A 22,558-nucleotide genomic window follows, 5' to 3' on the forward strand; every position below is an offset into this window, starting at 1 on the left:
ATTAATCTTCTCGGGTAACCCGCAATATTTCTTCTAACGTGGTGATACCTGCCAGCACCTTGGCAAAGCCATCGTGGCGAATACTCGGTGTATTGGCGCGCACGGCATTGACGATTGCCTGTTCACCGGCATTGTTTTGAATCAGCTCGCGAACTTTGTCATCGACAAGCAATAATTCATGAATTCCGGTACGACCGCGATAACCCAAGTACTTACAGTGCTCACAGCCAACGGCGCGGTAAATGGTTGGTCGAGCGTTGCTGTCAACGTCCAGCAAGCGCGCCTCTTCATCACTTACCACATGTGCTTCTTTACAGTGCGGACAAAGGGTGCGCACCAGTCGCTGTGCTAATACGCCGAGTAGACTTGACGATAATAAGAATGGCTCGATGCCCATGTCTTCTAGTCGCGTAATGGCGCCCGCTGCGGTATTGGTGTGCAGAGTTGATAGCACTAAGTGACCGGTTAAACTGGCTTGTACGGCAATTTGCGCCGTTTCTAAATCGCGGATTTCCCCCACCATAACCACATCGGGGTCTTGACGCAATATAGCGCGCAAGCCACGAGCAAAGGTCATATCAACTTTCGTGTTAACTTGTGTTTGACCGATGCCATCGATAGCAAATTCAATCGGGTCTTCGACCGTTAATATGTTGCGCTCCGTGGCATCGATTTGGGTTAGCCCGGCATACAAGGTGGTACTTTTACCAGAGCCCGTCGGCCCGGTTACCAAAATAATCCCATGTGGCTTATTAATGACGTCGGTGAATTTTTGCCTTGCTTGATCGGTCATACCTAAATCGGTGAGGTTTAACCGCGCCGCGTTTTTATCAAGGAGGCGCAGTACCACGCGTTCACCGTGACTCGATGGCATGGTTGAAACCCTGACATCAACCGCACGGCCGCCAATAACCAAAGAAATACGACCGTCTTGAGGAATGCGCTTTTCGGCAATATCCAACTTGGCCATAACCTTGATTCGCGACACCAACATCGATGCAAGTTTGCGATTGGGTTTTAATATTTCACGCAAAACGCCGTCAATGCGAAAGCGAATCTTGAGCATTTTTTCATAGGTTTCGATGTGAATATCCGATGCGTTTTCCTTAATCGCTTCCGATAGCATTGCGTTGATCAGTTTAATAATCGGTGCATCATCTTCGTTTTCTAATAAATCTTCTGCATCGTGAATTTCATCTGCCAACGAATATAAGTTGGCCTCATTACCAATGTCTTCCATCAACTGTTGAGCTTCAGACGAATCGCGCTGATAGGCGATGGTTAGCAAGCGCTCAAACTCGTCACTCGCGTGTTGTTCAATGGTAAATGGCTTAGCTAGGATGCGCTGAACTTCGAGCAACACCGGCAAAGCCACTCGGCCACTGCTGTGCAGTATCAGTTGCTGTTCGCTTTGTTCGAGCAACACTCCGTAGCGCTTGGCAAAGCCAAACGGCAGGCGCAAGGGTTGCTCTGACGGCAACGGTTGCTGCTCGTCGAGTAACTCATCCGGACTGGTTAATGTCGCCGCTAACTGCTCTGCGCTGTTATCCACATCGCTTTGTTGCTGATTACTCATCATCGCCTTCTGCTGTTTCAATGACCGGCTGGTCAAGCTCTTCTGTTGCTCGTTGTTGCATATACTCATCAAATGACGGTGGTAATTCAAGGTCGTCTTGCCACTGTGGCATTAACGGTAGCTTCTCGTCGTCGAGTAACGACAAGCCTTGTTCGCGCTTGCGCAATTCTTGCGCGCGCATGTAGTTGTAACGCTGTTTGGTTATCGCATCCATCGCCGTACCCTCGCGAATGATGGTCGGCTTGAGAAATACCATTAGGTTGCGCTTACGCGATGTCGTGCCAGTTGAGCGGAATAATGCACCGAGTAATGGTATATCGCCCAAAACTGGAACCTTTTGCATTGACTCTTGCACGTCTTCGTCAATGAGGCCACCAAGAATGATGGTTGCGCCGTTATCCGCCATAACTGTGGTTTTAATTTCGCGCTTGTTAATGGAGATATCCACGCCCGTCGCACCACTAACTGACGACACCTCTTGTTCAATAGTCAATTGTACACCACTACCTTCGTTGACTTGTGGCGTCACTTTCAGTTTAATGCCCACTTCTTTGCGATCAACGGTGGTAAATGGATTGCTGTTATTACTGCCAGTTTGCGAGCCAGTAATAATTGGCACTTCTTGACCGACGATAAAATACGCTTCTTCGTTGTCGAGGGTGGTGATGCTTGGAGTCGCCAAGATATTGGAATTGACGTCTGAGCTAACCGCTTGAACGATCGCCCCCCAATCGTCTTTTACCACGCCAAACATCATACCGCTAACATTGCCCAGCAGCTGCGCCAAAATGGTGTAATCACCGCGTTTTTCGGGGTTGTTCGATTGGGTTATTGAGCCGTCAGGATTGGTAATAGTGGTTTGCGAAGAGTCCTCAGGCTCTGCCGCCACAACGCCGGCAGCGACACCAGAAATAGGCACAACACCATTGTTAAACTGGGTAAAACCACCGTCCTCATGTCCCCACTGAACGCCAAATTGAGCCCCGTCTGATTCAAATACCTCAACAATAATGGCTTCAACAAGTACTTGCGCACGGCGAATATCTAGCTGCCGAATAACGGCCTCCAATGAGCGCAACATATCAGGCTCTGCGGTAATGACTAACGTATTGGTATCGTCGTGTGCTTCAATCGAGATATTGCGATTAGCACCACTGCGACGCGCCGTTGTCGTTGCGGTGGTCGCCGCCGAAGTATTACTGTTTTGGATGGTTTCCGATACCGATTTCATCACCTGGACCAAATCCGCTGCTTTGGCATACTTCAAATAATACACACGCGTATTGCCAGAACTCTCTAGTTCGCTGTCGAGTTTGGAAATCAGCTTGCTAATGCGCTGCCGCGCCTTGAGCTCACCTGATACGATAACCGAGTTCGTTCGCTCATCGGCGACAATTTTAGGGATTAAAAACGCAGGGGTATCAGACTTGCCACTGGCGGGTTTGTTAATGTTTTCAATAATGCGCACCATTTCACCGGCCGATGCATATTCCAACTTGATGATTTCAACACCTTGGTCACCGGCGCGGTCAACCCGTTGGATGATATTCGCCAAGCGATTAACCACAGCGGCAGTACCGGTCATCATAATAACGTTTGACGGTTCATAGTGAACCACATTACCACCACCGGCTTGGTCACTTAGCTGACGTAACAGCGGTGATAATTCCCGTACCGAAACATTCTTAACTTCAATAACGCGAGTGACCATTTGATCACCAATTGCCGAGTGATCGTCACCAACTACTGGAATATTTGCCGTCTTCGCGTCTTTGTTGACCACAACCTTTAAAATGTTGTTTTCCATTTCAACAACGGAATAACCATAAACGTCAAGGACGTTTAAAAAGAATTGATAGTATTGTTCTTCGGTCAGTAAGTCGTAACTGCGGACATTAACCTTACCGCGGACTTTTGCATCAATAATAAAGGTCTTTTTTAAATTTTTACCAACGATATTAATGAATTCATTAATATCTGTACCTTTAAAATTAGGAGAATACTGTGTCGCATAAGCGTGGTTCACGTTTAAGGTACACGTCAATGCCAGAGCGGCTAACACACTCGCTGAGGCTTTTTTTAGTTGTTGTGCGCAAGTTGTTCGGCGCATGAATGTGCTCCAGTTAATTATCCAGTCCTAGTGAAATATCGTGTAACTCACCTTGGCGATCGACTAATATGTCGATCTGCTCAGCTACTTTTAATTCGATTAGTGCTTGTTGCGCTTCGCGCATATCGGTTAAATCACGACCATTAATTTGTACCGCCACATCGCCAGGTACTAAACCGACTTGTTTAAAAAACTCCGGTTTACTGCTCGGCATCAAGCGATAACCGACAATTTTACCGTCAACTCTGTGCGGAGATACTTTTATGTAGTCGGTGATCTTGGTGGGATCTTTAGCGATATCGGCTCGCAATTCGGCGATTTTCTCTTTAATGCGTTGCTGTTTAACAGGTTGTGGCCCTGGTGGCTTGGTGTTGCGTGTTTGCTTGATGTCTAGCTGCGGCCGGGCTGTTGAGCTAGTGGAGTTAGCGTTAATTTGCTTCGTGTATTTAAAGCCGTCAAGCATCAAGGTTTCCATGTTGCCAGCCGTTTCGATAATGACACGATCGGGGTGAACCTGCTTTAACACTGCCCGAGTCCCAGTTATTTTATCGTCAATACCATAGGTTTGCTGTGATCCCTTCGACTCAATAATCGCGGCAGCAACTGCATCATCAGTTGACGCGACGACTCCGGTTAACGTCAGTTGCAGTTTGGTTTCTGGCGCCGATTCAACAGTCTTAACAGGCGCTTTTACTTCGCTTGGTTTAACAAACTTACCGAACAAATTAAGGTCGCGGATAACACTGACATCAATCGTTGGCGAGCTTGACGATAATTGATTACTCGATGTCTGAGTAGACTTTGGCAGTGGTTTCACCTGTTCGGGAATAACAAGCCAAGTGACAGTTGCCGCCCAATATGCAAGATAAATAACGATTGTGGTAATAAGCGCGCGAGCTAAAGCCTGCATAGGTAGCTTTTGCCATACTTGTTGTATTTGAGAATGTAGTTGCGCTAAGTCCATAAATCGTTTTCGTTATTTATATTATTATCAAAGATTCTGTTGCTGATAATACTGAACCCAGCCAGCACTAACAAGTGCTAGCTAAGGCCAATAATGCGATTTACCGCAACTTATCTATACGGTTTCTCGCTTTCGTCCCATCGCTTGCAGGCATTTGTCTACATATATTACGTAGTATGGGCAAATAAATCATACAATCAAATGAAACCACCTAAAGCTATCATTAAAGCCCCCTCGATTGACAGAAAATTAACAATATTTTCGCCAATGCCCCCTCATTTGCTAAAAAAACAATCAAAGCGTTGCTTTTTTAGCCTAGTTAAAGCCGTTAAGTGGCGAAAAATTCGCATTTGTGGTAAAAAGAGGCGTTATTTTTAGGCTGAGATCACTGTGAGTAAAAAATCAAACCACTACATTGAAGACAGCGCCGTACGCCTCGACAAATGGTTGTGGGCAGCGCGCTTTTACAAAACCCGAGCGATTGCCAAGCAAATGATTGATGGCGGTAAAGTGTTTTACAATGGACAACGCAGCAAATCCAGTAAAAATGTCAACATTGGTGATAGAATTAAGGTTCGACAAGGCTATGACGAACGCGAAGTCATTGTCGTCGAGCTTGCCGATCGCCGCCGCGATGCGAACTTTGCTCAAACACTGTATAGCGAAACGGAACAAAGCATTGAAACCCGAGCTGCCAATGCTGTCGCGCGCAAGCAGGGAACCTTACTAAATCCCGCTAGCGAAACTAAGCCGGATAAAAAACAACGTCGTAAACTCAGAGAATTTAAAGAAAGGATCTAACGTGACAATACAAACTGATGTGTTGAACCGCTTCCTGTTTGAAGACCTACACGCCCGAGGCGAATTAGTTCAACTAGACCAAAGCTTCAAACAAATTGTTGAAAACCACAACTATCCCGACGCTGTTAAACAGTTACTCGGTGAACTTATGGCCGCTACCTGTTTGTTGACAGCCACCTTAAAGTTTGAAGGTGAAATTGCGGTTCAAATTCAAGGTGATGGACCGGTGCAATACATGGTAATCAATGGCGATCACCAGCAACGCATGCGTGGCACGGCCAATATTAACGGCCAAATTACAGGTACCAGCCTCAATGATCTGATGGGTAACGCAAACATGGTCATTACGGTAATGCCTAAAAACGGTGAACGCTACCAAGGCATTGTCCGTTTAGAAGGTGACTCTCTTGCAGAGTGTATTGAACACTACTTTGCCACCTCGGAGCAGTTGGCTACCCGTATTTGGTTATACGCAGACAGCTCCGAGATGCTCGCTGCAGGAGCACTGGTTCAGGTGCTCCCAGATAGCGAAGACAAAGATCAGCAAATGCTAGATTTTGAGCATATTTGCCAGCTAACCGCTACGTTAAAAGCCAGTGAAATCTTTCAATTACCTGCCGAAGAGGTGCTCTATCGCCTTTACCACGAGCAAACGGTTCGCGTATTCGACCCGCAGTCAGTAACCTTTGTCTGTGGCTGTAGTGAAGACAAGTGCTTGACCGCCATTGCCAATATTGGTCAAACTGCAATTGAAGAGCACTTAGCAGAGCATGGCGAAATAAAGATAAACTGTGAGTTTTGCCTTAAACAGTATCATTTTGATCGAGAAAAGTTAAAACCACTACTTAAACCGAACTAAAGTAGCCATTTCTGGCTAAGAAATTTGGTGTAATTTTACTACTAAAATGGCGTTAAACCGTAGATAAACTGTTATTTTTACGACAATTAACGCCATTTATGAAAGCCCTGCAAAAAACTTCCATTACTTACTTCATTTCCCTTTTATTTAACGCCCACATTCGTTACTATTTGCCCCATAAAACGCTCTTTTAGAGTGAATAATCTAAGAACTAACGCTGGGAGCCTTCGGGGATGACGACTGCTAAAACCATAGACTTGTCGCAATACGGTATCAACAACACATCTAACATTGTTTACAATCCAACTTATGAACAGCTTTTTGAAGAAGAAACCAAACCTGAACTAGAAGGTTTTGAAAAAGGCACCGTGACCAACACGGGTGCTGTTGCCGTCGATACGGGTATTTTTACCGGGCGTTCACCAAAAGACAAATACATCGTCCGCGACGATGTTACCCGCGATACGGTATGGTGGTCAGATCAAGGTCAAAACGACAACAAACCAATGAGCCAAGAAACTTGGCAGCAGTTAAAGACGTTAGTTACCGAACAGTTATCGAATAAGCGCTTATTTGTCGTCGACACCTTCTGTGGTGCCAATGAAGACACTCGTCTGAAAGTGCGCTTTATTACCGAAGTTGCGTGGCAAGCTCACTTCGTAAAAAATATGTTTATCCGCCCAACAGCAGCGGAACTGGAAGATTACCAACCTGACTTCGTCGTCATGAACGGTGCGAAAACCAGTAACCCTAACTGGCAACAACAAGGTCTAAATTCAGAAAACTTTGTTGCCTTTAACCTGACTGAGCGCATGCAGCTAATAGGTGGTACTTGGTATGGCGGCGAAATGAAAAAAGGTATGTTCTCGATGATGAACTACCTACTGCCATTACAAGGCATCGCCTCAATGCACTGCAGTGCCAATGTGGGTAAAGATGGTGATACGGCAATCTTTTTTGGCTTATCAGGTACCGGTAAAACCACCTTGTCTACCGATCCTCACCGCCAGTTAATCGGTGATGATGAACACGGTTGGGATGACAATGGTATATTCAACTTTGAAGGTGGTTGTTATGCAAAAACAATCAACTTGAGCAAAGAAAATGAGCCCGATATCTACAACGCCATTCGCCGCAATGCGCTGTTGGAGAATGTAGTGGTTCGCGAAGACGGTTCAATTGACTACGACAGCAATGAAAAAACCGAAAACACCCGCGTTTCCTACCCTATCGATCACATTGACAACATCGTTAAGCCGATTTCTCGAGGTGGTCACGCGAGTAAAGTGATTTTCTTAACCGCTGATGCGTTCGGTGTTTTACCGCCAGTAGCAAAGTTAACGCCAGAGCAAACTGAGTACTATTTCTTATCTGGTTTTACGGCTAAGCTAGCAGGTACAGAGCGCGGAATTACCGAACCGACTCCGACTTTCTCAAGCTGTTTTGGTGCCGCGTTTTTAAGTTTACATCCAACCCAATACGCCGATGTACTCGTTAAGCGTATGCAAGCAGCTGGCGCCCAGGCTTACTTGGTAAACACCGGTTGGAACGGTACTGGTAAGCGCATTTCGATTAAAGATACACGTGCGATTATTGACGCCATTTTAGACGGCTCAATAGAACAAGCAGAGTGTCAGACCTTGCCACTGTTTAACTTGGCTGTACCCACGGCGTTACACGGTGTCGACAGCGGTATTTTAGATCCGCGTGACACCTATCAACAGCCACAACAATGGCTAGATAAAGCAACCAATCTAGCCGGTAAATTTATTGATAACTTCACCAAATTTACCGATACAGACCACGGCAAATCACTCGTCGCCGCTGGTCCACAAAAGTAAATAACTACGACGCTAGCGAGTGGTATAGCAAGCCACTCGCTATCCCTTAACTCGGGCGTTCGCTCGCTTTAACAAAACCTATAAATAATTTTTTAACAACAAGTTAGCCGGAAGATGGTGCTCGATAAAGTCCGCTAATACGGTGTTGCTTTTTGCTGTTACCGGCTTGGTTAGCTTTAGCGAAAATATGATCTAGAATAAAGTAATCCCCCACATAACAATAAGGAATCTCTCGCAATCAACCGCAAATGGAGATAAGAATAATGATATAAGCAGCGTGCTGCTATGGATTTTGATTTGCTATCAAAATACCTATGACCATTCTCGATCAACAAGTACCATTAACGCACAACCTCAAGTTCGCGTTGCAAAACCATCGTTTTCTTTGGCTGCTTTTGCTGTTTACCGCCGGCCTCGATTACATTTCCACCATTGAGTTTATGACCCACGGTAGCATTGCCCACGAGGGTAACCTCATTGTCAGAACATTAGCGTATCAGCTCGGTATACTTCCCGGAGTAGCGGTGGGTAAATTACTGCAAATACTGGCAGCGATGGCGTTTTGTGCACTGACCAAAGAAATGGCGCGGCCGATTATGATGATCATAATCGCTCTCAACATTTGTGCGTTTTATATCAATACCAGTTATTAATGTGGCGTTGCTCGTTCTGGCGTGTTGATCGGCAGTTCTACTCGCGCCATTAAGCCGCCATCATCGCGATTTGACAGCAATACTCGACCACCGTGACCGTCAATGATGCGCTTGATAATTGCCAAGCCTAGGCCACTGCCTTTTGCGCCCCTTGCGGTATCACCTTGGGTAAACGGTTGAAACAGGCGCTCTATATCATCTTCGTTTATCCCTGGACCTCTATCGGCTACAGTGAAATAGACGTATGTTGCCGATGGATCACAACCTGAGGTGATTTCCACTTGATGATTACCGTGCTTAACGGCATTTTCCAGCAAATTAGTTAACACCCGTTTTATCGCTGGATAAACCATAGCAACGTCAGGTAACCCTTCGGCTAGGTCGAGCTTGAAAAGCTGTTGTTCAGCTCGTTCGAGTTTGACCACATCGTTAATCAGCTGATTGAGTTGATGCGGTTTCGATTTTTCCATCATATCGTGGCGTATGTAATCGATGAACTGATCAATTATCGAGTTCATGTCATCAATATCGCTAACGATGCCTTCTTTGAGGTAATCTTCGTCTTCGCTCATCATTTCGGTTGCTAAGCGAATACGGGTTAATGGCGTGCGCAAATCATGGGATATACCCGCCATCAATAAACTGCGATCAGACTCTAATTGTTTAATACCGTGTGACATGCGATTGAATGCCTTAGTTACCGCCACAACCTCACTGGTGCCACGCTCCTTGAGCGGTTTGGGGAACTTGCCTCGGCTGACATCGATTGCCGCATTTTGTAACGCTTTGAGGGGACGATTTAATTGGCGGACAAATAAATAGCCACCAATAACACTTAATCCACCGATCAGTACGAGGTAAAAAATTAGAGGGTAAAAGCTAGATTCTTCAATGCCTTTAAGCGGAATTTTCACCCACAATGGTGGCGCATTTGCGGGGCGAACACCTTGCGGTAATCGAATCCAAAAAAGGTACTCCTCACCTTCCGAGATATGAACTTGCGTTTGCCCTTGAACGAGCTCACTCATTTGCATCGACAAATACGGATAGTGTGTTGCACTTGCCAACCCCAATTCCATCGCGTCCGTCTGTCGGTACACACCAATACCTGTCTCGCGATGAAATGCCGTCGCCAAACGCGGGTTAAAAGGCACATCCCCGCCGTAGATCGAGGCAACGACTTTCACTTGTTTAGCGAGTAGCTGATTGGTTTGTTCCAGCGTTGGTTTAATGACATAAATAGCCACGCTTAAGTAAGAGACTACTTGGTTGATCAGCAATAAAAAGCCAATCAACAATACCGTTTGGCCAAATGCACTTTTCGGTAGTAAACGCATATCAACACAAACTCATCGGCGTAAACTAACTGCTGGTGCCATCGGGAACAAACACATAGCCAAGTCCCCAAACGGTTTGGATATAGCGAGGGTTGGCAGGATCTTGTTCAAGCATACGGCGCAATCGCGACACTTGTACGTCAATACTGCGCTCCAGTGCTGAGTAGTCTCGACCACGGGCTAAATTCATTAATTTATCGCGAGATAAGGGTTCGCGAGGATGTGTGATCAAGGCTTTTAACACCGCAAACTCGCCACTGGTCAAAGGCATTTCAAGGTCACCTTTACGCATTTCGCGCGTCGCCAAGTTGAGGCTAAACGCACCAAATTCAATCACCTCTTCTGCCTGTGACGGGGCTCCGGGTGCTTCCGTGCTTTTGCGGCGCAATACCGCTTTAATACGAGCTAATAACTCTCGAGGATTAAACGGTTTTGGCATGTAGTCATCGGCGCCTAGCTCTAAGCCAATAATACGATCAACTTCATCGCCCTTCGCCGTTAACATAATAATCGGGATCTCGTTTTCGGCTTGACGCAAACGACGACAAATTGACAAGCCATCTTCGCCAGGTAACATCAAGTCGAGCACCACCAGATGAAAGTTTTCGCGCTCGATCAATCTGTCCATTTGTTCTGAATTGGCCGCGCTGCGCACCACATAGCCTTGTTCCACCAAATAGCGTTCGAGCAGTGCGCGCAAACGCATATCATCATCTACGACTAATATTTTTGGTGTTTCCTGTCCCATAGAAGCCTCTAAAATACGGTTTATATATCTTTTTTAATTATCTACTGTATGTAATTTCCGGCGTGATTAACAGTTAAAATCAACGCTCATTTGTTACAAACTATGAACGCTGGTAATAAATATCAACAATCTCCAAAAAGCGTTCACCGTCAGGGGTGTTAACGACGACTTCGTCACCGGCCTGTTTTCCCAACAGTGCACGAGCAACGGGTGAGTCGATGCTGATTTCACCCTTGCTGACATCCCATTCATCAGGACCGACGATGCGATACTCAAATTCGCGGTCTTGTTCATCAATAATCTTGACCGACGCGCCAAAAAAGACTTTGCCCTGCTGTTGTTGCTCGGGATAAACAATGGTTAATTGATCTAGGCGCTTACTTAGAAAGCGAATTCGACGGTCTATTTCTCGCAACCGCTTTTTGCCGTAGATGTACTCGGCATTTTCACTGCGATCGCCTAGCGCGGCGGCCTCAGAAACGGCTTTGGTAACCTGTGGTCGCTCTTGCTTCCAAAGAAACTTAAGTTCGTCGTCAAGCCGTTGCCAGCCTGCTCTTGTTATGTAATTGGATCGACTCATTTTACTAAAAATATTGTAATTTCACTGGCATTATTGTCGCGCTACAGGTATATACTCTGCAACTTAAAATTTTTACTAGCGACCATTGATATGCTTAATATTTCGCAGACTATTGCCAACGAATTATCGGTTAAACCAGCCCAAATTGATGCGGCGATTAACTTACTTGATCAGGGCGCTACCGTTCCCTTTATAGCTCGTTATCGCAAAGAAGTCACCTCGGGACTTGACGATGGCCACTTGCGTCATCTAGAACAACGCCTCAGCTACTTGCGCGCGCTCGACGAACGCAGACAGCTAGTGTTAAAAAACATTGCTGAACAAGGCAAACTCAACGAATCGCTAAAACAGCAAATATTAGCAGTCGACAACAAAACCGAGCTCGAAGATTTGTATCTTCCGTTCCGCCCCAAACGCCGCACTAAAGGTCAAATGGCCATTGAAGCGGGACTGACGCCATTAGCCGAGTCGCTATTTAACGATTGGCAACTCGACCCACAACAACTCGGCCAACAATACGTTGCGCCAGAAAAGGGTATTAGCGATGTAAAGTCCGCACTTGAAGGGGCGAGCTATATTCTAATCGAGCGTTTCTGTGAAGATGCGGTACTCATTCAAAAATTGCGTCGCCACCTGCAAAAACACGCTCACATCGAAACTAAAGTCATAGCCGGTAAAGAGCGAGAAGCGGCGAAGTACAAAGACTACTTTGAGCACAGTGAAAAGCTCAGTCAAGTCCCCTCACACCGCGCACTAGCTATGTTGCGCGGGCGCAACGATGGCTTGCTAAAGTTGAGTTTAAATGCCGATGCCAATCGTGACGATCTGGATGAATCAAGCCCGGAAGCGATCATTCGCAAGCACTTACAGTTACAGGTAAATAATCAACCCGCGGCCTCTTGGATCAATGATTTAGTGCGCCTTACTTGGCGCACCAAGCTATCGCTGTCACTGGAAACCGAGTTGTTCGCGGCGATGCGCGAAAAAGCGCAGACACAAGCAATAGAGGTTTTTGCCCAAAATCTAAAGGACTTGTTAATGGCAGCCCCTGCAGGTGCTAAAGTGACGATGGGCATCGATCCGGGTATTCGCACCGGCTGTAAAATCGCCATTGTCGATGCGACGGGCAAGCTGCTCTACACCACCACAATCTACCCGCATGAGCCGCAGAAACACTGGGATAAATCGATTCGCACGATCGCAAACTTAGTCACTCAGTACAAAGTCGACTTGATTGCCATTGGTAACGGTACGGGTTCTCGTGAGACCGATAAGTTGTGCGCACAAGCGCTGACCAAGCTAGATACTAAGCCGACAAAATTGATTATTAGTGAAGCCGGTGCCAGTGTCTACTCAGCCTCAGAGCAAGCTGCAGAAGAATTTCCCAATCTAGATGTGTCGCTGCGCGGTGCCGTTTCAATCGCCCGCCGCCTACAAGATCCCTTGGCCGAATTAGTAAAAATCGAACCCAAAGCCATTGGCGTTGGCCAGTATCAACACGATGTAAGCCAAAGCCAGCTGAGTTATGCGCTAGATGCGGTCGTAGAAGACTGTGTGAATGCCGTTGGTGTCGATGTAAATAGCGCATCAGCGTCGCTGTTAAACCGGGTCGCAGGATTAAATAAAACCATGGCCAATAATATTGTCAAATATCGTGAGCAACACGGTCGGTTTGACAACCGCGCGGCATTAAAAGACGTTCCGCGTATCGGCCCCAAAGCCTTCGAACAGGCGGCAGGCTTTTTGCGCATCAATGACGGTGATAACCCACTAGATAGCTCTGCTGTGCATCCCGAGAGTTATCCGCTAGTGGCAAAGATGGCAGAAACTTGTGGCAGTGATGTAACCGATTTAATTGGACACAGTGAGCGAATTAAGCAACTTGATGCGGCTCAGTTCGCCAACCAGCAAGTTGGTTTACTGACCATCAAAGACATTCTTGCCGAGCTAGACAAGCCGGGTCGAGATCCGCGTCCTGAATTTAAAACTGCGGCGTTTAAGGCCGGTGTTGAAAACATTAACGATTTGCAGCCCAACATGGTATTAGAAGGTGTCGTATCGAATGTGGCGAACTTTGGTGCCTTTGTCGACATCGGCGTTCATCAAGATGGTTTGGTGCACATTTCATCGCTGACCGATAAATTTATCAGTGACCCACGCGACGTGGTTAAGGTTGGCGATGTAGTCAAGGTCAAAGTGCTAGATATTGATGTGGCGCGCAAACGCATTAGTTTAACCATGCGCCTTGATGAAACCTCAAACCAACGCGCATCGATGCCAAAAGGTGATAACGCCAAATCTGCGCCAACTCGCACTAAGGGCAAAGCGAAAAGTAACAAGCCGCAACCGATGGGCAACAATATGATGGGCAATGCCTTTGCCGAGGCGTTCGCCAAAGCCAAAAAAAATTGATAAAACCTAACCAACCAAGTATTTAACCACACTTGGTTGGTTCACCCTTCTTTCTCCGCTGATTTCATTTATTATCATTGACTTAAGCGACAAACGTCGTAGTCTAAAGTAACCGTAACCACGAGCTGGAGACCTTGGTGAAAATTGTCATTGCACCAGATTCATTCAAAGAAAGTCTATCGGCAATAGAGGTATGTGAAGCCATTAGCCAAGGTATGCGGAGCGTGCTTACCGAGGCTGAATTCACCCTATTGCCAATGGCCGATGGCGGTGAAGGAAGTACCGACATATTGCTTCGCGCTACCAACGGTCAGCGTCGCCACCGCAGAGTGCGCGATCCGCTCGGACGGTTGGTAACTGCGTATTACGGTTTAATCGATCAGGGTAAAACTGCGATTGTTGAAGTGGCGCAAGCCTCAGGGTTGCATTTATTAGCCGCCGATGAGCGACAGGCAAAGCACACCTGTAGCTTTGGCACAGGTGAACTTATCAAAGACGCAATCGAGCAAGGGGCAAGACATATTATTTTATGTCTAGGCGGCAGTGCGACTAATGATGCCGGTGCTGGCTTACTTCGCGCGCTCGGTCTGGATTTACTCGATAGACATGGTCAACCCGTTAAGCCTGGTGGTATTCATCTCGACCAGGTAGCCCAAATTGACGACCGAGCACTGCAGCGCACCCTTGCACAAGTGACCATTACCTTGGCCTGTGACGTTGATAATCCAATGTGTGGTCGACTGGGTGCCTCGCGTGTGTTTGGTCCACAAAAAGGTGCGACTAGTGCCGATATCGAGATGCTTGATCGCGCCTTACAACACTTTGCTACGAGCCTAGAAAATAAATATCAACGGCCTATTGTTGATATCCCTGGCTCGGGCGCTGCCGGTGGTATCGCCGGTGCGCTGATGGCGGTCAGTAAGGCGCAAATAAAACCGGGTATTGAGGTTATCATCGAGGCAACTGCTGTTGCCAACCAGCTCAGCGATGCCCAGTTAGTGATCACTGGCGAAGGTAGAATCGATGGACAAACCATTCACGGTAAAACGCCAGTGGGTATCGCCAAGTTAGCCAAGCAATACCAGCTGCCATGTATTGCGGTTTGCGGTTCAATTGGCGCCAATTACGAGCGCGTTTTTGCCCATGGCATCGATGCCGTGTTTAGCATTATGACAACACCACAAAGCCTCGACCAAGCGTTGCAAGATGCAGAGCAAAACCTGATCCAATGCAGTCGAAATATCGCCAAAACGCTTACCTTATTAGATCAATAAGCACTGCGAAGAGTCTGATAGTGTGTTATAAAGCGTTGTTATACAAAGTGAAATGGTAGACACCTGTTGGCTCCTTATACGCTAAAATAATCATAACCAACACATTGTGACAACACGGGCGTGTTTCATTGTACAATCAAGGTGTGCAATCAACATGTACAATCAACAATCGGTGCGAACAAACGTTAACAAGTAAAACCTATGACCAAAACGCAAGATGCATCCCCTTCCTACACGTTTAGCCAAGAGGCCGACCTACTCGAGCGGCAAGCTTCGATCGAACACCTGTGGCAACAAGGTACTATCGATGCGTTTAAATCCAAAGACGGTCTCGATATCTATTACGCACTGTTTATTATCGAGCCACAGCGCCCTTGCATCGTCGTGTCTCCTGGGCGCTCTGAAAGCTTGTTAAAATACAAGGAAGTGACCGTTGACCTAATTAACAATGGCTATAACGTCGCCTTAATTGATCACCGTGGTCAGGGGTTGTCAACTCGTCAGTTAAAAGATAAGTACAAAGGTTATGTGGCCAACTTTCAAGACTATGTTGACGATTTCGAGCAATTTGTCAGTACCATTGTTAAAGTGCAATGCCCACAGTCACCTTGCTATCTGTTAGCCCATTCCATGGGGGCTACTATTGCTATGTTGCATCTGCAGCAATATCCGCAAACGTTTGTCGCCGCCAGCCTGTCAGCACCGATGATCGAGATCAATACGCAACCAATACCCGCATGGCTAGCAAAAACATTGGTGAAACTGTGGCATGGTGTCAGTCGATTATTCACTGACCAGTCTCCTTACTTCATCAGCCACGGGCCGTTCAAACCCAAAGTGTTTGACGGCAACGACTTAATGCAGTCAAAAGTGCGTTTTGATATTTTTCAGAACTTGTACCGATCAACGCCAAACATTCAACTCGGCGGTGTCACTCTAGCATGGCTCAATGCAGCCATCGATGCACAAGTGGCGATACTCAGCGGTGTGGCGCAAATAGCGACCCCCACGCTGGTATTGCAGGCAGGCTCTGAACGCGTGGTCAGTAACGCTCAGCAAGGCCACTTTTGCCGCCTTTTACATCGACATAACCCTCGTTTATGTGCTGACCACAATCCGTGTGTTATTGCCAACGCGCGCCACGAATTATTATTTGAAATAGACCCTATTCGCCATCGTGCATTAAGCGCAACGCTCGACTGGTTTGCTCACCACCCTTAGAATATTGCCGTTATTAACGGTCGAAGCGATGGTGGTTTTGCTCGCTGCCGACAACCGACTGAGGGTCTTGATGAATCAGTACCTCGGCAAATGGGTACTCGGCGATGATCGCCTGTTCAACGCTATCGGCAATGGTGTGCGCTTGCTTTAACGTCAACTCGTCGTCCAATTCTAAATGAAATTGGATGTGCTGTACTTTACCCGCCTGGCGCGTGCGTAATTGGTGGTAGCCGATGACCTGCTCATTGGCTTCGATAATCCTGCCGATACGTGCTCGGTCGTCGCTATCTAACTCGCGATCGAGCAAGTCTTGTACGGCGTGATATGCGATTTTTATTGAGCCATAACCTAAATACACGCCCACCAGTACAGCAAAAGCACCATCGGCGTAATGATAAGAAAACTTGCTTAACAACAGAGCTAATATGACCCCTGCATTAAGCAATAAATCACTTTGATAGTGAAGCGAGTCGGCTGATATCGCTATCGAACCGGTTTTGTTTACCACATATTTTTGCACCGCGACTAAGGCCAAGGTGAGTATGATTGCCAATATTGACACAGATATCGCCAGAGTACTGTGGGTAATCGGATGTGGCGACATCATTCGCTCACTGCCGTGGAAAACCAACAAGGTTGCCGAACCCAGTACAAATGAGGCTTGCATTAACGCCGCTAGGTTTTCTGCCTTGCCATGACCAAAGCGATGCTCTTTATCTGCTGGCGCAAGCGCATAACTGAGTATGACAAAACTACTCAGTGAAGCGAGTACGTCCAGGATCGAATCGGTCGCCGACGCCAACATCGAAGCAGAACTCGACAACCACCATGCCCAAAGCTTACTACTGACCAGTAGCACGGCGACCGCGACGGCACACCGACTGGCAAATTTTACCCAGTAATCATAACCCTGGTTGTGCTGCTGATTGTCGTTCATTGTTATCTTCGAGTTACCACAACGCTTGTATCCATAGTATAATCTGATTTATTTTCAGTGCTATTTCACCATGCTAGACATTGTATTATTTGAACCAGAGATCCCGCCTAATACAGGTAATATCATTCGCCTTTGTGCCAATAGTGGCTTTCGTTTACATCTAATTGAACCGCTCGGGTTTGATATTGATGATAAGCGTTTACGCCGCGCTGGCTTAGATTATCACGAGTTTGCCAACCTAAAACGTCACGCCAGCTTTGACGATTTTGTTACCAGCGAGCAACCTAAGCGGATTATTGCCTCAACGACGCGTGGCACGCAGCCACATACCGCAATTGCGTTTAGCCAAGGTGATTACATCCTCTTCGGCTCAGAAACGCGTGGGCTACCCGACGATGTCCACGCCAAAATTCCACATCAGCACAAAGTGCGCATCCCCATGGTTAAAGACTCGCGTAGCATGAATTTATCCAATTCTGTCGCGGTGCTGGTTTACGAAGCGTGGCGACAACTTGGCTATGACGGCGCCGACCTGTAAATCCACAATATCGGTATCCAATGTTTCGCTTACATGCCTCATTGCAACTCACTTGGCTGGTAAGCGAAACCTAAACTCGCCAATACGCAGATCGTCGTAACGCGGTTTTATCACCTCAATTTGCTCATTTTCTAGCAAGTATTTTATCAGTTGCTCGCTACTTGAATTTTCAGTATTGACGTAAAACCGCTGCCACTGCTGATCAACAAATCGCCATTGATAGGCCGATGTGTGTTGCTGTTGTTGGCTGATGAGCAGGTACTCATCTTGGCCGTCGTGATCCAAATCGACGGCGAGCAAATACTGATAAAGGTCATTGATAGCGGTTGATTGATAACGCTGATAAACCGCATCAACTAAACCGCTTGGCAGCTCGGCACCGCTAGGCCAAACCGTCAGCGCCGCGTCAAACTCGGTTCGCTCTATCTGTTGATTCGCTGCTCGTCGGCCGTATTTAGGTCGCGGATATAAACGTTCAAGCTGAGCGACAAACGCCGGTGATGAGTCGGCGCGAGTTTGTTTAAGCCGTTCGATGTGAAGATACCCTGCACGGCCGAGATCTCGAGCAAAGTATTGTTGATCAAATTGTTGTTCGCTGATCTGAGCTGATTCTAATCGCTTGATTTGATTACTCGCCGATATGGCTTGAAAATTCAGCAACGGCGAGTTGGCCACTAGCATAGTGGCCAAAACCAGCCAGCCCATATTAATATTAACCTTTGCTAATGGCGCCAACCAGTTATCGCCTCGCCTGACGATCGCGACCATATAACCAATTGACAAGATAGCTAATAAGAACCAAATTAATATCCCCCAGCAACGGCTTACGGTTAAGCCATATTGCTCAATGCGCAACCACAAACCGTAACACACTATCGCACTGTAAACCGGTAACACAGCAATACTGACATAAATCAATCGATGCAAAAACACCCCATACGGGCGCTGCTGCTTATTATCTTGATAAACGGCATTGACGAAAAACAGCAACAGAGCTTGTAACCAAAGTATCAGGCTGCTGCCAGCGCCGGTTTGCCATAACTTGTCGAAACCAGTAACCATCAAGGTGGCTAAAAAGCCCAGCGATAACAAGCTCATCAAAGGCAATAAAAAAGTTAGCAGGGTTTGCAGTACCTTGGCGATAGTGTCAGCCGTATAGGTAATGTTGCGAAAGATAATCACGGCAAAGGCAAAACCGAGGTGAATTAACGGTATAACCACCCAATCTTTATCCAATAGCTGTTTGAATAGGTCGATGCCAACAACGGCAAACAAGGCGGCACCAAGCTCCAAAATAACAAATAATATACCGGTAAACAGCACACTCTCAGCAAAAACAATAAAGTTATGCCAAGAGTAGTTAAACAGTTTGGAATAGTGCTGCGGTTGAAGGTCAATACGCAATTGCAAATACATCAATGCCTTAAACGCGGCGATAGCGCCAGTGATACACAACACCACAATGACATAGTTATTGTTGATCATCTCCAAAGGCATCAGTTGCCGACCAACATAAGCACCAAGCGCACTGAGTAGCAGTGCAAACGGAAGCATATAGGCTAGGGTTCTGGTGATCGTATCGCGCCTGACACTGAGCAACACCATCGGCGCAAAGACTAACAGCAAGGTGAGCATAGACACCGACCACATCGGTGCTTGTGCTGGCCACAAGCCCTCGTCAACGCGCCGATAGATTACGGTCAGTAATACGCCGTGGAGCAACGCTAACACGAGCATAAAGCGCTTAGGTAATTGCGGATCCATTATCTTGCCTCTTTTCCATCCAAAAACCGACATGGGATTGATCGGTCACTGGTTAGCAGTGTATCGGTGAAAAATATCGCAAGTCAAACTTATCCAAAAAAAAGCACGCTATATCATATAGATAAAGCGTGCTTATGGTTACCTTATAGGGTGGTAACTATCAAACAACAGCGATTATGGGCGAGTGTACTGCTGTGGTTTTTTCTCATCAATCGTCAGGTAGCGATCGCGCAATTTGGTTTGACGCGACTCTAACTTCACTTCTTCGCCATTGATGATAACGTTGGTGGGGGCGACCATCACTTCTAGCGGATCACCAGACCAAACCACAACATCGGCCTGCATACCCGGTTGCAAACGACCTAAGGTATCATCAATGCCGTAGATTTTTGCAGGTACTGTCGTTAACGCAGCCAATCCAGCTTGATACGGTAAGCCGTTAGCAACGGCATTACCCGCCTGTTGCGGTGCAAGGCGAATATTGTGGGTATCCATGCCAATGGCAACTTTAACGCCAGCCTGATGCAAACGGGCTGCGTTTTCTAGCGTTGCACCGTTTTGTTCAAACGCATACGGCAAGTTTGATTCAGGATTAACAATAACCTCGATATCGGCAGCGGCAATTTGCTCAGCGACACGCCAACCTTCGGCAACACCAACTAAGGTGATATCCAAGTTTTTAAAGGCTTGTTTCAGACGCAATAGTTGGCGAATATCAGCCGCTCGGTGAACTTTGAATAACACCGGCATGTCACCATTGATCACTGGAATCAACGCTTTCGCATCCGCTTTTGACAACGTGCCATGCCATTCTGTTTGCGGGGTTAACTCAATCGACTTAGCGTACTCGGCTTCTGCCAGTGCATCGTTCAGGCTTTGCCACATTGAAGCGCGAGAGCCCGCCATTTTATCGGCACCCGAGTTAGACACATCAATGCTCATAAACGCACGGTGCTTTAACACTGGATCGGCATCGTTACCTAAGGTGATAAAGGCACCTTGGCCTAAAAACATGCTATCGGCAGCGCCGAGTGCGGTTGCGGCACTGGTAATCCCCTCAATGCGTGAAATATTGCGCAATGTGGTATCCGTTGTCACCGCCGAGCCTGCATCTAAGGCTGCGTGATACGGGCTGTTCTCAACATAAGCATCAACGGTGTTGGCCCAAGACGGTACCTCCACCAAACCCAGTGAGGTGTACGCGCCGATAAACCCTGGCGTAACGACTTTGCCAGAGGTGTCGATAATGCGATAGCTATCATCAAGGGTCAGCGCTTGCTTGCTCACTTGACTGATTTTGCCATCTTCAATAACGACCGTGCCATTTTCAATAGTGCCTGCTGTGCCCATGGTGTGAATGGTACCGCCAACTAGCGCTAGTTTTTCGGCATATGCTGAGCTAGATAACGCCGTAGCAAGAGCAATAGCGGTGATTGTTAAAGTTCTCATTTACGGTCTCCTTCGCCTATTTGACCAAGTTCATAGTCACTAATCGCCCATTGCTCTGGCTTGTTGCGATCATATGCTAAGCCACCGTCAATAAATACCATTTCTGCTTGTGCATAAGTTGAAAACGGCTCGGCAGTCCACAAAACCACGTCGGCATTTTTACCGACTTGTAGTGAACCGGTTTGCTCAAAAATACCCAGTGACTTAGCCGCATTCGAGGTTAGCCACGTCCATGCTTGTGCTTTTGATATGTCAATGCCAGCTCGTTGACCGTCAGATAGGGCTTTGGCCGCTTCTTGATTCAAGCGTTGAATACCGATGTCTGAATCTGAGTGAACGATGGCACAGGCATTAGCCGCTTCAACCATAGGAACATTTTCGCGAATGCCGTCGTAAGCTTCCATTTTAAAGCCCCACCAGTCAGCCCACATTGCCGAGCAGATATTATTTTCAGCCAGCTTGTCTGCTATTTTATAGGCTTCTACCGCGTGTTGGAATGACGCGATTTGATAATCAAATTCCTTCATCACATCAATCATCGTGCCCATATCGTCGGCGCGATAACAATGCATGTGAACTAAAATCTCACCGTCTAGCACACCCATTAGGGTTTCTTTATTCAAGTCGCGTTTAGGTGGTTTAGCATCTTTGCCTGCTTCATAATCCGCTTGGTATTTTTCCCAAGCGCGCTTGTAGTCTTGTGCATCTGACCACGCTTGACGGTATCCGGCAACATTGCCCATACGCGTCATCGGGCCGCCTTTTTGACCATAAACGCGTTTTGGATTTTCACCACACGCCATTTTTAAGCCGTACGGCGCATCCGGAAACTTCATATCTTGAATGACTCGCCCCGGCAGGTTTTTAATGGTCACGCTGCGACCACCCACTAAGTTAGCACTACCCGGTAAAATTTGTAAGGTAGTAACACCACCGGCTAGAGCTCGGCGAAAACCGGGATCTTGTGGCCAAATAGAGTGTTCTGCCCACACTGCCGCCGTTACCGGCTTGGTCATTTCATTACCATCGGCATGCGAACCAGCGTCGGGTGTCGCATAAACCCCCAAGTGACTATGAACGTCAATAATACCCGGCGTTAACCATTTATCGGTACCGTCAATAATGTTACTGACACTGCTGGCATCAATGTCGTCGCCGATAGCGACAATTTTGCCATTGTCCAGCAGTACCGATACGCCTTGTGCCATACCACCAACGCCATCATACATATTAACGTTGCTTATTAGCGTGGTTTCAGTGGGTAGTGGTTGATAAGTGCTTGGGAAAGGATCTTTGTTAATTTCAACAAAAGCAGCTTGCTTTTTATCAGTGGTCGCTTGCTCCCCACAGCCGGCAACAATGGCTGCAGATAACAACGACACTGAGGTCAACAAAGCTTTATTGACTTTTTTCATAGTGTTCCATCATCTTAGAGTTATTTGAAAGCTCATACTCTAGCAAGGACACTGGTTAAAGTCATTGTCGCTTGTCGTA

General features: G+C 47.0%; 18 protein-coding genes. 8 read left to right on the forward strand and 10 right to left on the reverse strand.

Features of this window, described 5'->3' with window-relative positions; genetic code table 11:
- Window position 1: 1 nt before the first annotated feature.
- Genes gspE through gspC form a run of 3 tightly spaced genes read right to left on the reverse strand, consistent with a single transcriptional unit; the run spans window position 2 to window position 4,650 of the window.
- The gene (gspE, locus tag ACAY30_RS14215) at window positions 2–1,576 is read right to left on the reverse strand and encodes a type II secretion system ATPase GspE (protein ID WP_290251864.1); all 1,575 of its coding nucleotides are present in this window, start codon (window positions 1,574–1,576) and stop codon (window positions 2–4) included.
- On the reverse strand, window positions 1,569–3,686 hold the full coding sequence (gene gspD, locus ACAY30_RS14220) for a type II secretion system secretin GspD (RefSeq protein ID WP_290251846.1): 2,118 nt from the start codon (window positions 3,684–3,686) through the stop codon (window positions 1,569–1,571). Before gspD ends, gspE begins: the two co-directional genes overlap by 8 nt.
- Before the next feature lie 13 nt (window positions 3,687–3,699).
- Window positions 3,700–4,650, reverse strand: coding sequence for a type II secretion system protein GspC (gene gspC, locus ACAY30_RS14225; protein ID WP_290251845.1), 951 nt, complete (start codon window positions 4,648–4,650; stop codon window positions 3,700–3,702).
- Between the two features lie 390 nt (window positions 4,651–5,040).
- On the opposite strand from gspC, the gene hslR reads away from it, so the two are divergent.
- The 4 genes from hslR to ACAY30_RS14245 all read left to right on the forward strand — a co-directional run bounded on the left by hslR (window position 5,041) and on the right by ACAY30_RS14245 (window position 8,804).
- Window positions 5,041–5,451, forward strand: coding sequence for a ribosome-associated heat shock protein Hsp15 (gene hslR, locus ACAY30_RS14230; RefSeq protein ID WP_290251844.1), 411 nt, complete (start codon window positions 5,041–5,043; stop codon window positions 5,449–5,451).
- A 7-nt stretch (window positions 5,452–5,458) separates the two neighbouring features.
- Window positions 5,459–6,310: an Hsp33 family molecular chaperone HslO gene (hslO, locus tag ACAY30_RS14235; RefSeq protein ID WP_290251863.1), complete on the forward strand. Its 852-nt coding sequence runs from the start codon at window positions 5,459–5,461 to the stop codon at window positions 6,308–6,310.
- A 233-nt stretch (window positions 6,311–6,543) separates the two neighbouring features.
- Entirely contained in the window at window positions 6,544–8,151 is a 1,608-nt protein-coding gene (pckA, locus tag ACAY30_RS14240; protein ID WP_290251843.1) for a phosphoenolpyruvate carboxykinase (ATP), read from the forward strand.
- Between the two features lie 314 nt (window positions 8,152–8,465).
- Window positions 8,466–8,804 (forward strand): hypothetical protein, encoded by a 339-nt coding sequence (locus tag ACAY30_RS14245; RefSeq protein WP_290251842.1) that lies wholly within the window; start codon window positions 8,466–8,468, stop codon window positions 8,802–8,804.
- On the opposite strand, the gene envZ is transcribed toward ACAY30_RS14245, so the two are convergent.
- The 3 genes from envZ to greB form a co-directional block, all read right to left on the reverse strand.
- Window positions 8,801–10,141 (reverse strand): two-component system sensor histidine kinase EnvZ, encoded by a 1,341-nt coding sequence (gene envZ / locus ACAY30_RS14250; RefSeq protein WP_290251841.1) that lies wholly within the window; start codon window positions 10,139–10,141, stop codon window positions 8,801–8,803. The two genes, ACAY30_RS14245 and envZ, sit on opposite strands and share 4 nt — an antisense overlap.
- Before the next feature lie 25 nt (window positions 10,142–10,166).
- Window positions 10,167–10,889, reverse strand: a complete 723-nt coding sequence (gene ompR / locus ACAY30_RS14255; protein ID WP_290251840.1) for a two-component system response regulator OmpR — start codon at window positions 10,887–10,889, stop codon at window positions 10,167–10,169.
- Between the two features lie 100 nt (window positions 10,890–10,989).
- A complete protein-coding gene (gene greB, locus ACAY30_RS14260) occupies window positions 10,990–11,469 on the reverse strand; it encodes a transcription elongation factor GreB (RefSeq protein WP_290251839.1) in 480 nt (159 codons plus the stop codon).
- A gap of 90 nt (window positions 11,470–11,559) precedes the next feature.
- Between greB and ACAY30_RS14265 the strand changes: the two genes are divergently transcribed.
- The 3 genes from ACAY30_RS14265 to ACAY30_RS14275 all read left to right on the forward strand — a co-directional run bounded on the left by ACAY30_RS14265 (window position 11,560) and on the right by ACAY30_RS14275 (window position 16,376).
- Complete coding sequence (locus ACAY30_RS14265) at window positions 11,560–13,881, forward strand: Tex family protein (RefSeq protein WP_290251838.1); 2,322 nt, start codon at window positions 11,560–11,562, stop codon at window positions 13,879–13,881.
- A gap of 137 nt (window positions 13,882–14,018) precedes the next feature.
- Entirely contained in the window at window positions 14,019–15,155 is a 1,137-nt protein-coding gene (locus tag ACAY30_RS14270; RefSeq protein ID WP_290251837.1) for a glycerate kinase, read from the forward strand.
- A 201-nt stretch (window positions 15,156–15,356) separates the two neighbouring features.
- Entirely contained in the window at window positions 15,357–16,376 is a 1,020-nt protein-coding gene (locus ACAY30_RS14275) for an alpha/beta fold hydrolase (RefSeq protein ID WP_290251836.1), read from the forward strand.
- A 13-nt stretch (window positions 16,377–16,389) separates the two neighbouring features.
- On the opposite strand, the gene ACAY30_RS14280 is transcribed toward ACAY30_RS14275, so the two are convergent.
- The gene (locus ACAY30_RS14280) at window positions 16,390–17,313 is read right to left on the reverse strand and encodes a cation diffusion facilitator family transporter (RefSeq protein WP_290251835.1); all 924 of its coding nucleotides are present in this window, start codon (window positions 17,311–17,313) and stop codon (window positions 16,390–16,392) included.
- A gap of 70 nt (window positions 17,314–17,383) precedes the next feature.
- Here ACAY30_RS14280 and trmL point away from each other — a divergent pair, with 70 nt between their 5' ends.
- Window positions 17,384–17,851, forward strand: coding sequence for a tRNA (uridine(34)/cytosine(34)/5-carboxymethylaminomethyluridine(34)-2'-O)-methyltransferase TrmL (gene trmL, locus ACAY30_RS14285; protein ID WP_290251834.1), 468 nt, complete (start codon window positions 17,384–17,386; stop codon window positions 17,849–17,851).
- Window positions 17,852–17,899: 48 nt separating this feature from the next.
- Here trmL and ACAY30_RS14290 read toward each other — a convergent pair whose 3' ends face one another.
- The 3 genes from ACAY30_RS14290 to ACAY30_RS14300 all read right to left on the reverse strand — a co-directional run bounded on the left by ACAY30_RS14290 (window position 17,900) and on the right by ACAY30_RS14300 (window position 22,479).
- Entirely contained in the window at window positions 17,900–19,615 is a 1,716-nt protein-coding gene (locus ACAY30_RS14290) for a DUF4153 domain-containing protein (protein ID WP_290251833.1), read from the reverse strand.
- A gap of 174 nt (window positions 19,616–19,789) precedes the next feature.
- Window positions 19,790–21,064, reverse strand: a complete 1,275-nt coding sequence (locus tag ACAY30_RS14295; protein ID WP_290251832.1) for an amidohydrolase family protein — start codon at window positions 21,062–21,064, stop codon at window positions 19,790–19,792.
- A complete protein-coding gene (locus ACAY30_RS14300; RefSeq protein ID WP_290251831.1) occupies window positions 21,061–22,479 on the reverse strand; it encodes an amidohydrolase in 1,419 nt (472 codons plus the stop codon). Before ACAY30_RS14300 ends, ACAY30_RS14295 begins: the two co-directional genes overlap by 4 nt.
- Window positions 22,480–22,558 lie beyond the last annotated feature (79 nt).

Origin of the sequence: Thalassotalea ponticola (assembly GCF_041379045.1) — a bacterium.
Classification (GTDB): Bacteria; Pseudomonadota; Gammaproteobacteria; order Enterobacterales; family Alteromonadaceae; genus Thalassotalea_A; species Thalassotalea_A ponticola.

Excerpts from the sequence above, each read along its gene's own strand:
- greB (WP_290251839.1), bottom strand. The coding sequence starts at position 11,469 with ATGAGTCGATCCAATTACATAACAAGAGCAGGCTGGCAACGGCTTGAC.
- gspD (WP_290251846.1), bottom strand. The coding sequence starts at position 3,686 with ATGCGCCGAACAACTTGCGCACAACAACTAAAAAAAGCCTCAGCGAGT.
- ACAY30_RS14280 (WP_290251835.1), bottom strand. The coding sequence starts at position 17,313 with ATGAACGACAATCAGCAGCACAACCAGGGTTATGATTACTGGGTAAAA.
- ACAY30_RS14295 (WP_290251832.1), bottom strand. The coding sequence starts at position 21,064 with ATGAGAACTTTAACAATCACCGCTATTGCTCTTGCTACGGCGTTATCT.
- ompR (WP_290251840.1), bottom strand. The coding sequence starts at position 10,889 with ATGGGACAGGAAACACCAAAAATATTAGTCGTAGATGATGATATGCGT.
- ACAY30_RS14245 (WP_290251842.1), top strand. The coding sequence starts at position 8,466 with ATGACCATTCTCGATCAACAAGTACCATTAACGCACAACCTCAAGTTC.
- trmL (WP_290251834.1), top strand. The coding sequence starts at position 17,384 with ATGCTAGACATTGTATTATTTGAACCAGAGATCCCGCCTAATACAGGT.
- ACAY30_RS14300 (WP_290251831.1), bottom strand. The coding sequence starts at position 22,479 with ATGAAAAAAGTCAATAAAGCTTTGTTGACCTCAGTGTCGTTGTTATCT.
- ACAY30_RS14290 (WP_290251833.1), bottom strand. The coding sequence starts at position 19,615 with ATGGATCCGCAATTACCTAAGCGCTTTATGCTCGTGTTAGCGTTGCTC.
- gspC (WP_290251845.1), bottom strand. The coding sequence starts at position 4,650 with ATGGACTTAGCGCAACTACATTCTCAAATACAACAAGTATGGCAAAAG.
- ACAY30_RS14265 (WP_290251838.1), top strand. The coding sequence starts at position 11,560 with ATGCTTAATATTTCGCAGACTATTGCCAACGAATTATCGGTTAAACCA.
- gspE (WP_290251864.1), bottom strand. The coding sequence starts at position 1,576 with ATGAGTAATCAGCAACAAAGCGATGTGGATAACAGCGCAGAGCAGTTA.
- pckA (WP_290251843.1), top strand. The coding sequence starts at position 6,544 with ATGACGACTGCTAAAACCATAGACTTGTCGCAATACGGTATCAACAAC.
- envZ (WP_290251841.1), bottom strand. The coding sequence starts at position 10,141 with ATGCGTTTACTACCGAAAAGTGCATTTGGCCAAACGGTATTGTTGATT.
- ACAY30_RS14275 (WP_290251836.1), top strand. The coding sequence starts at position 15,357 with ATGACCAAAACGCAAGATGCATCCCCTTCCTACACGTTTAGCCAAGAG.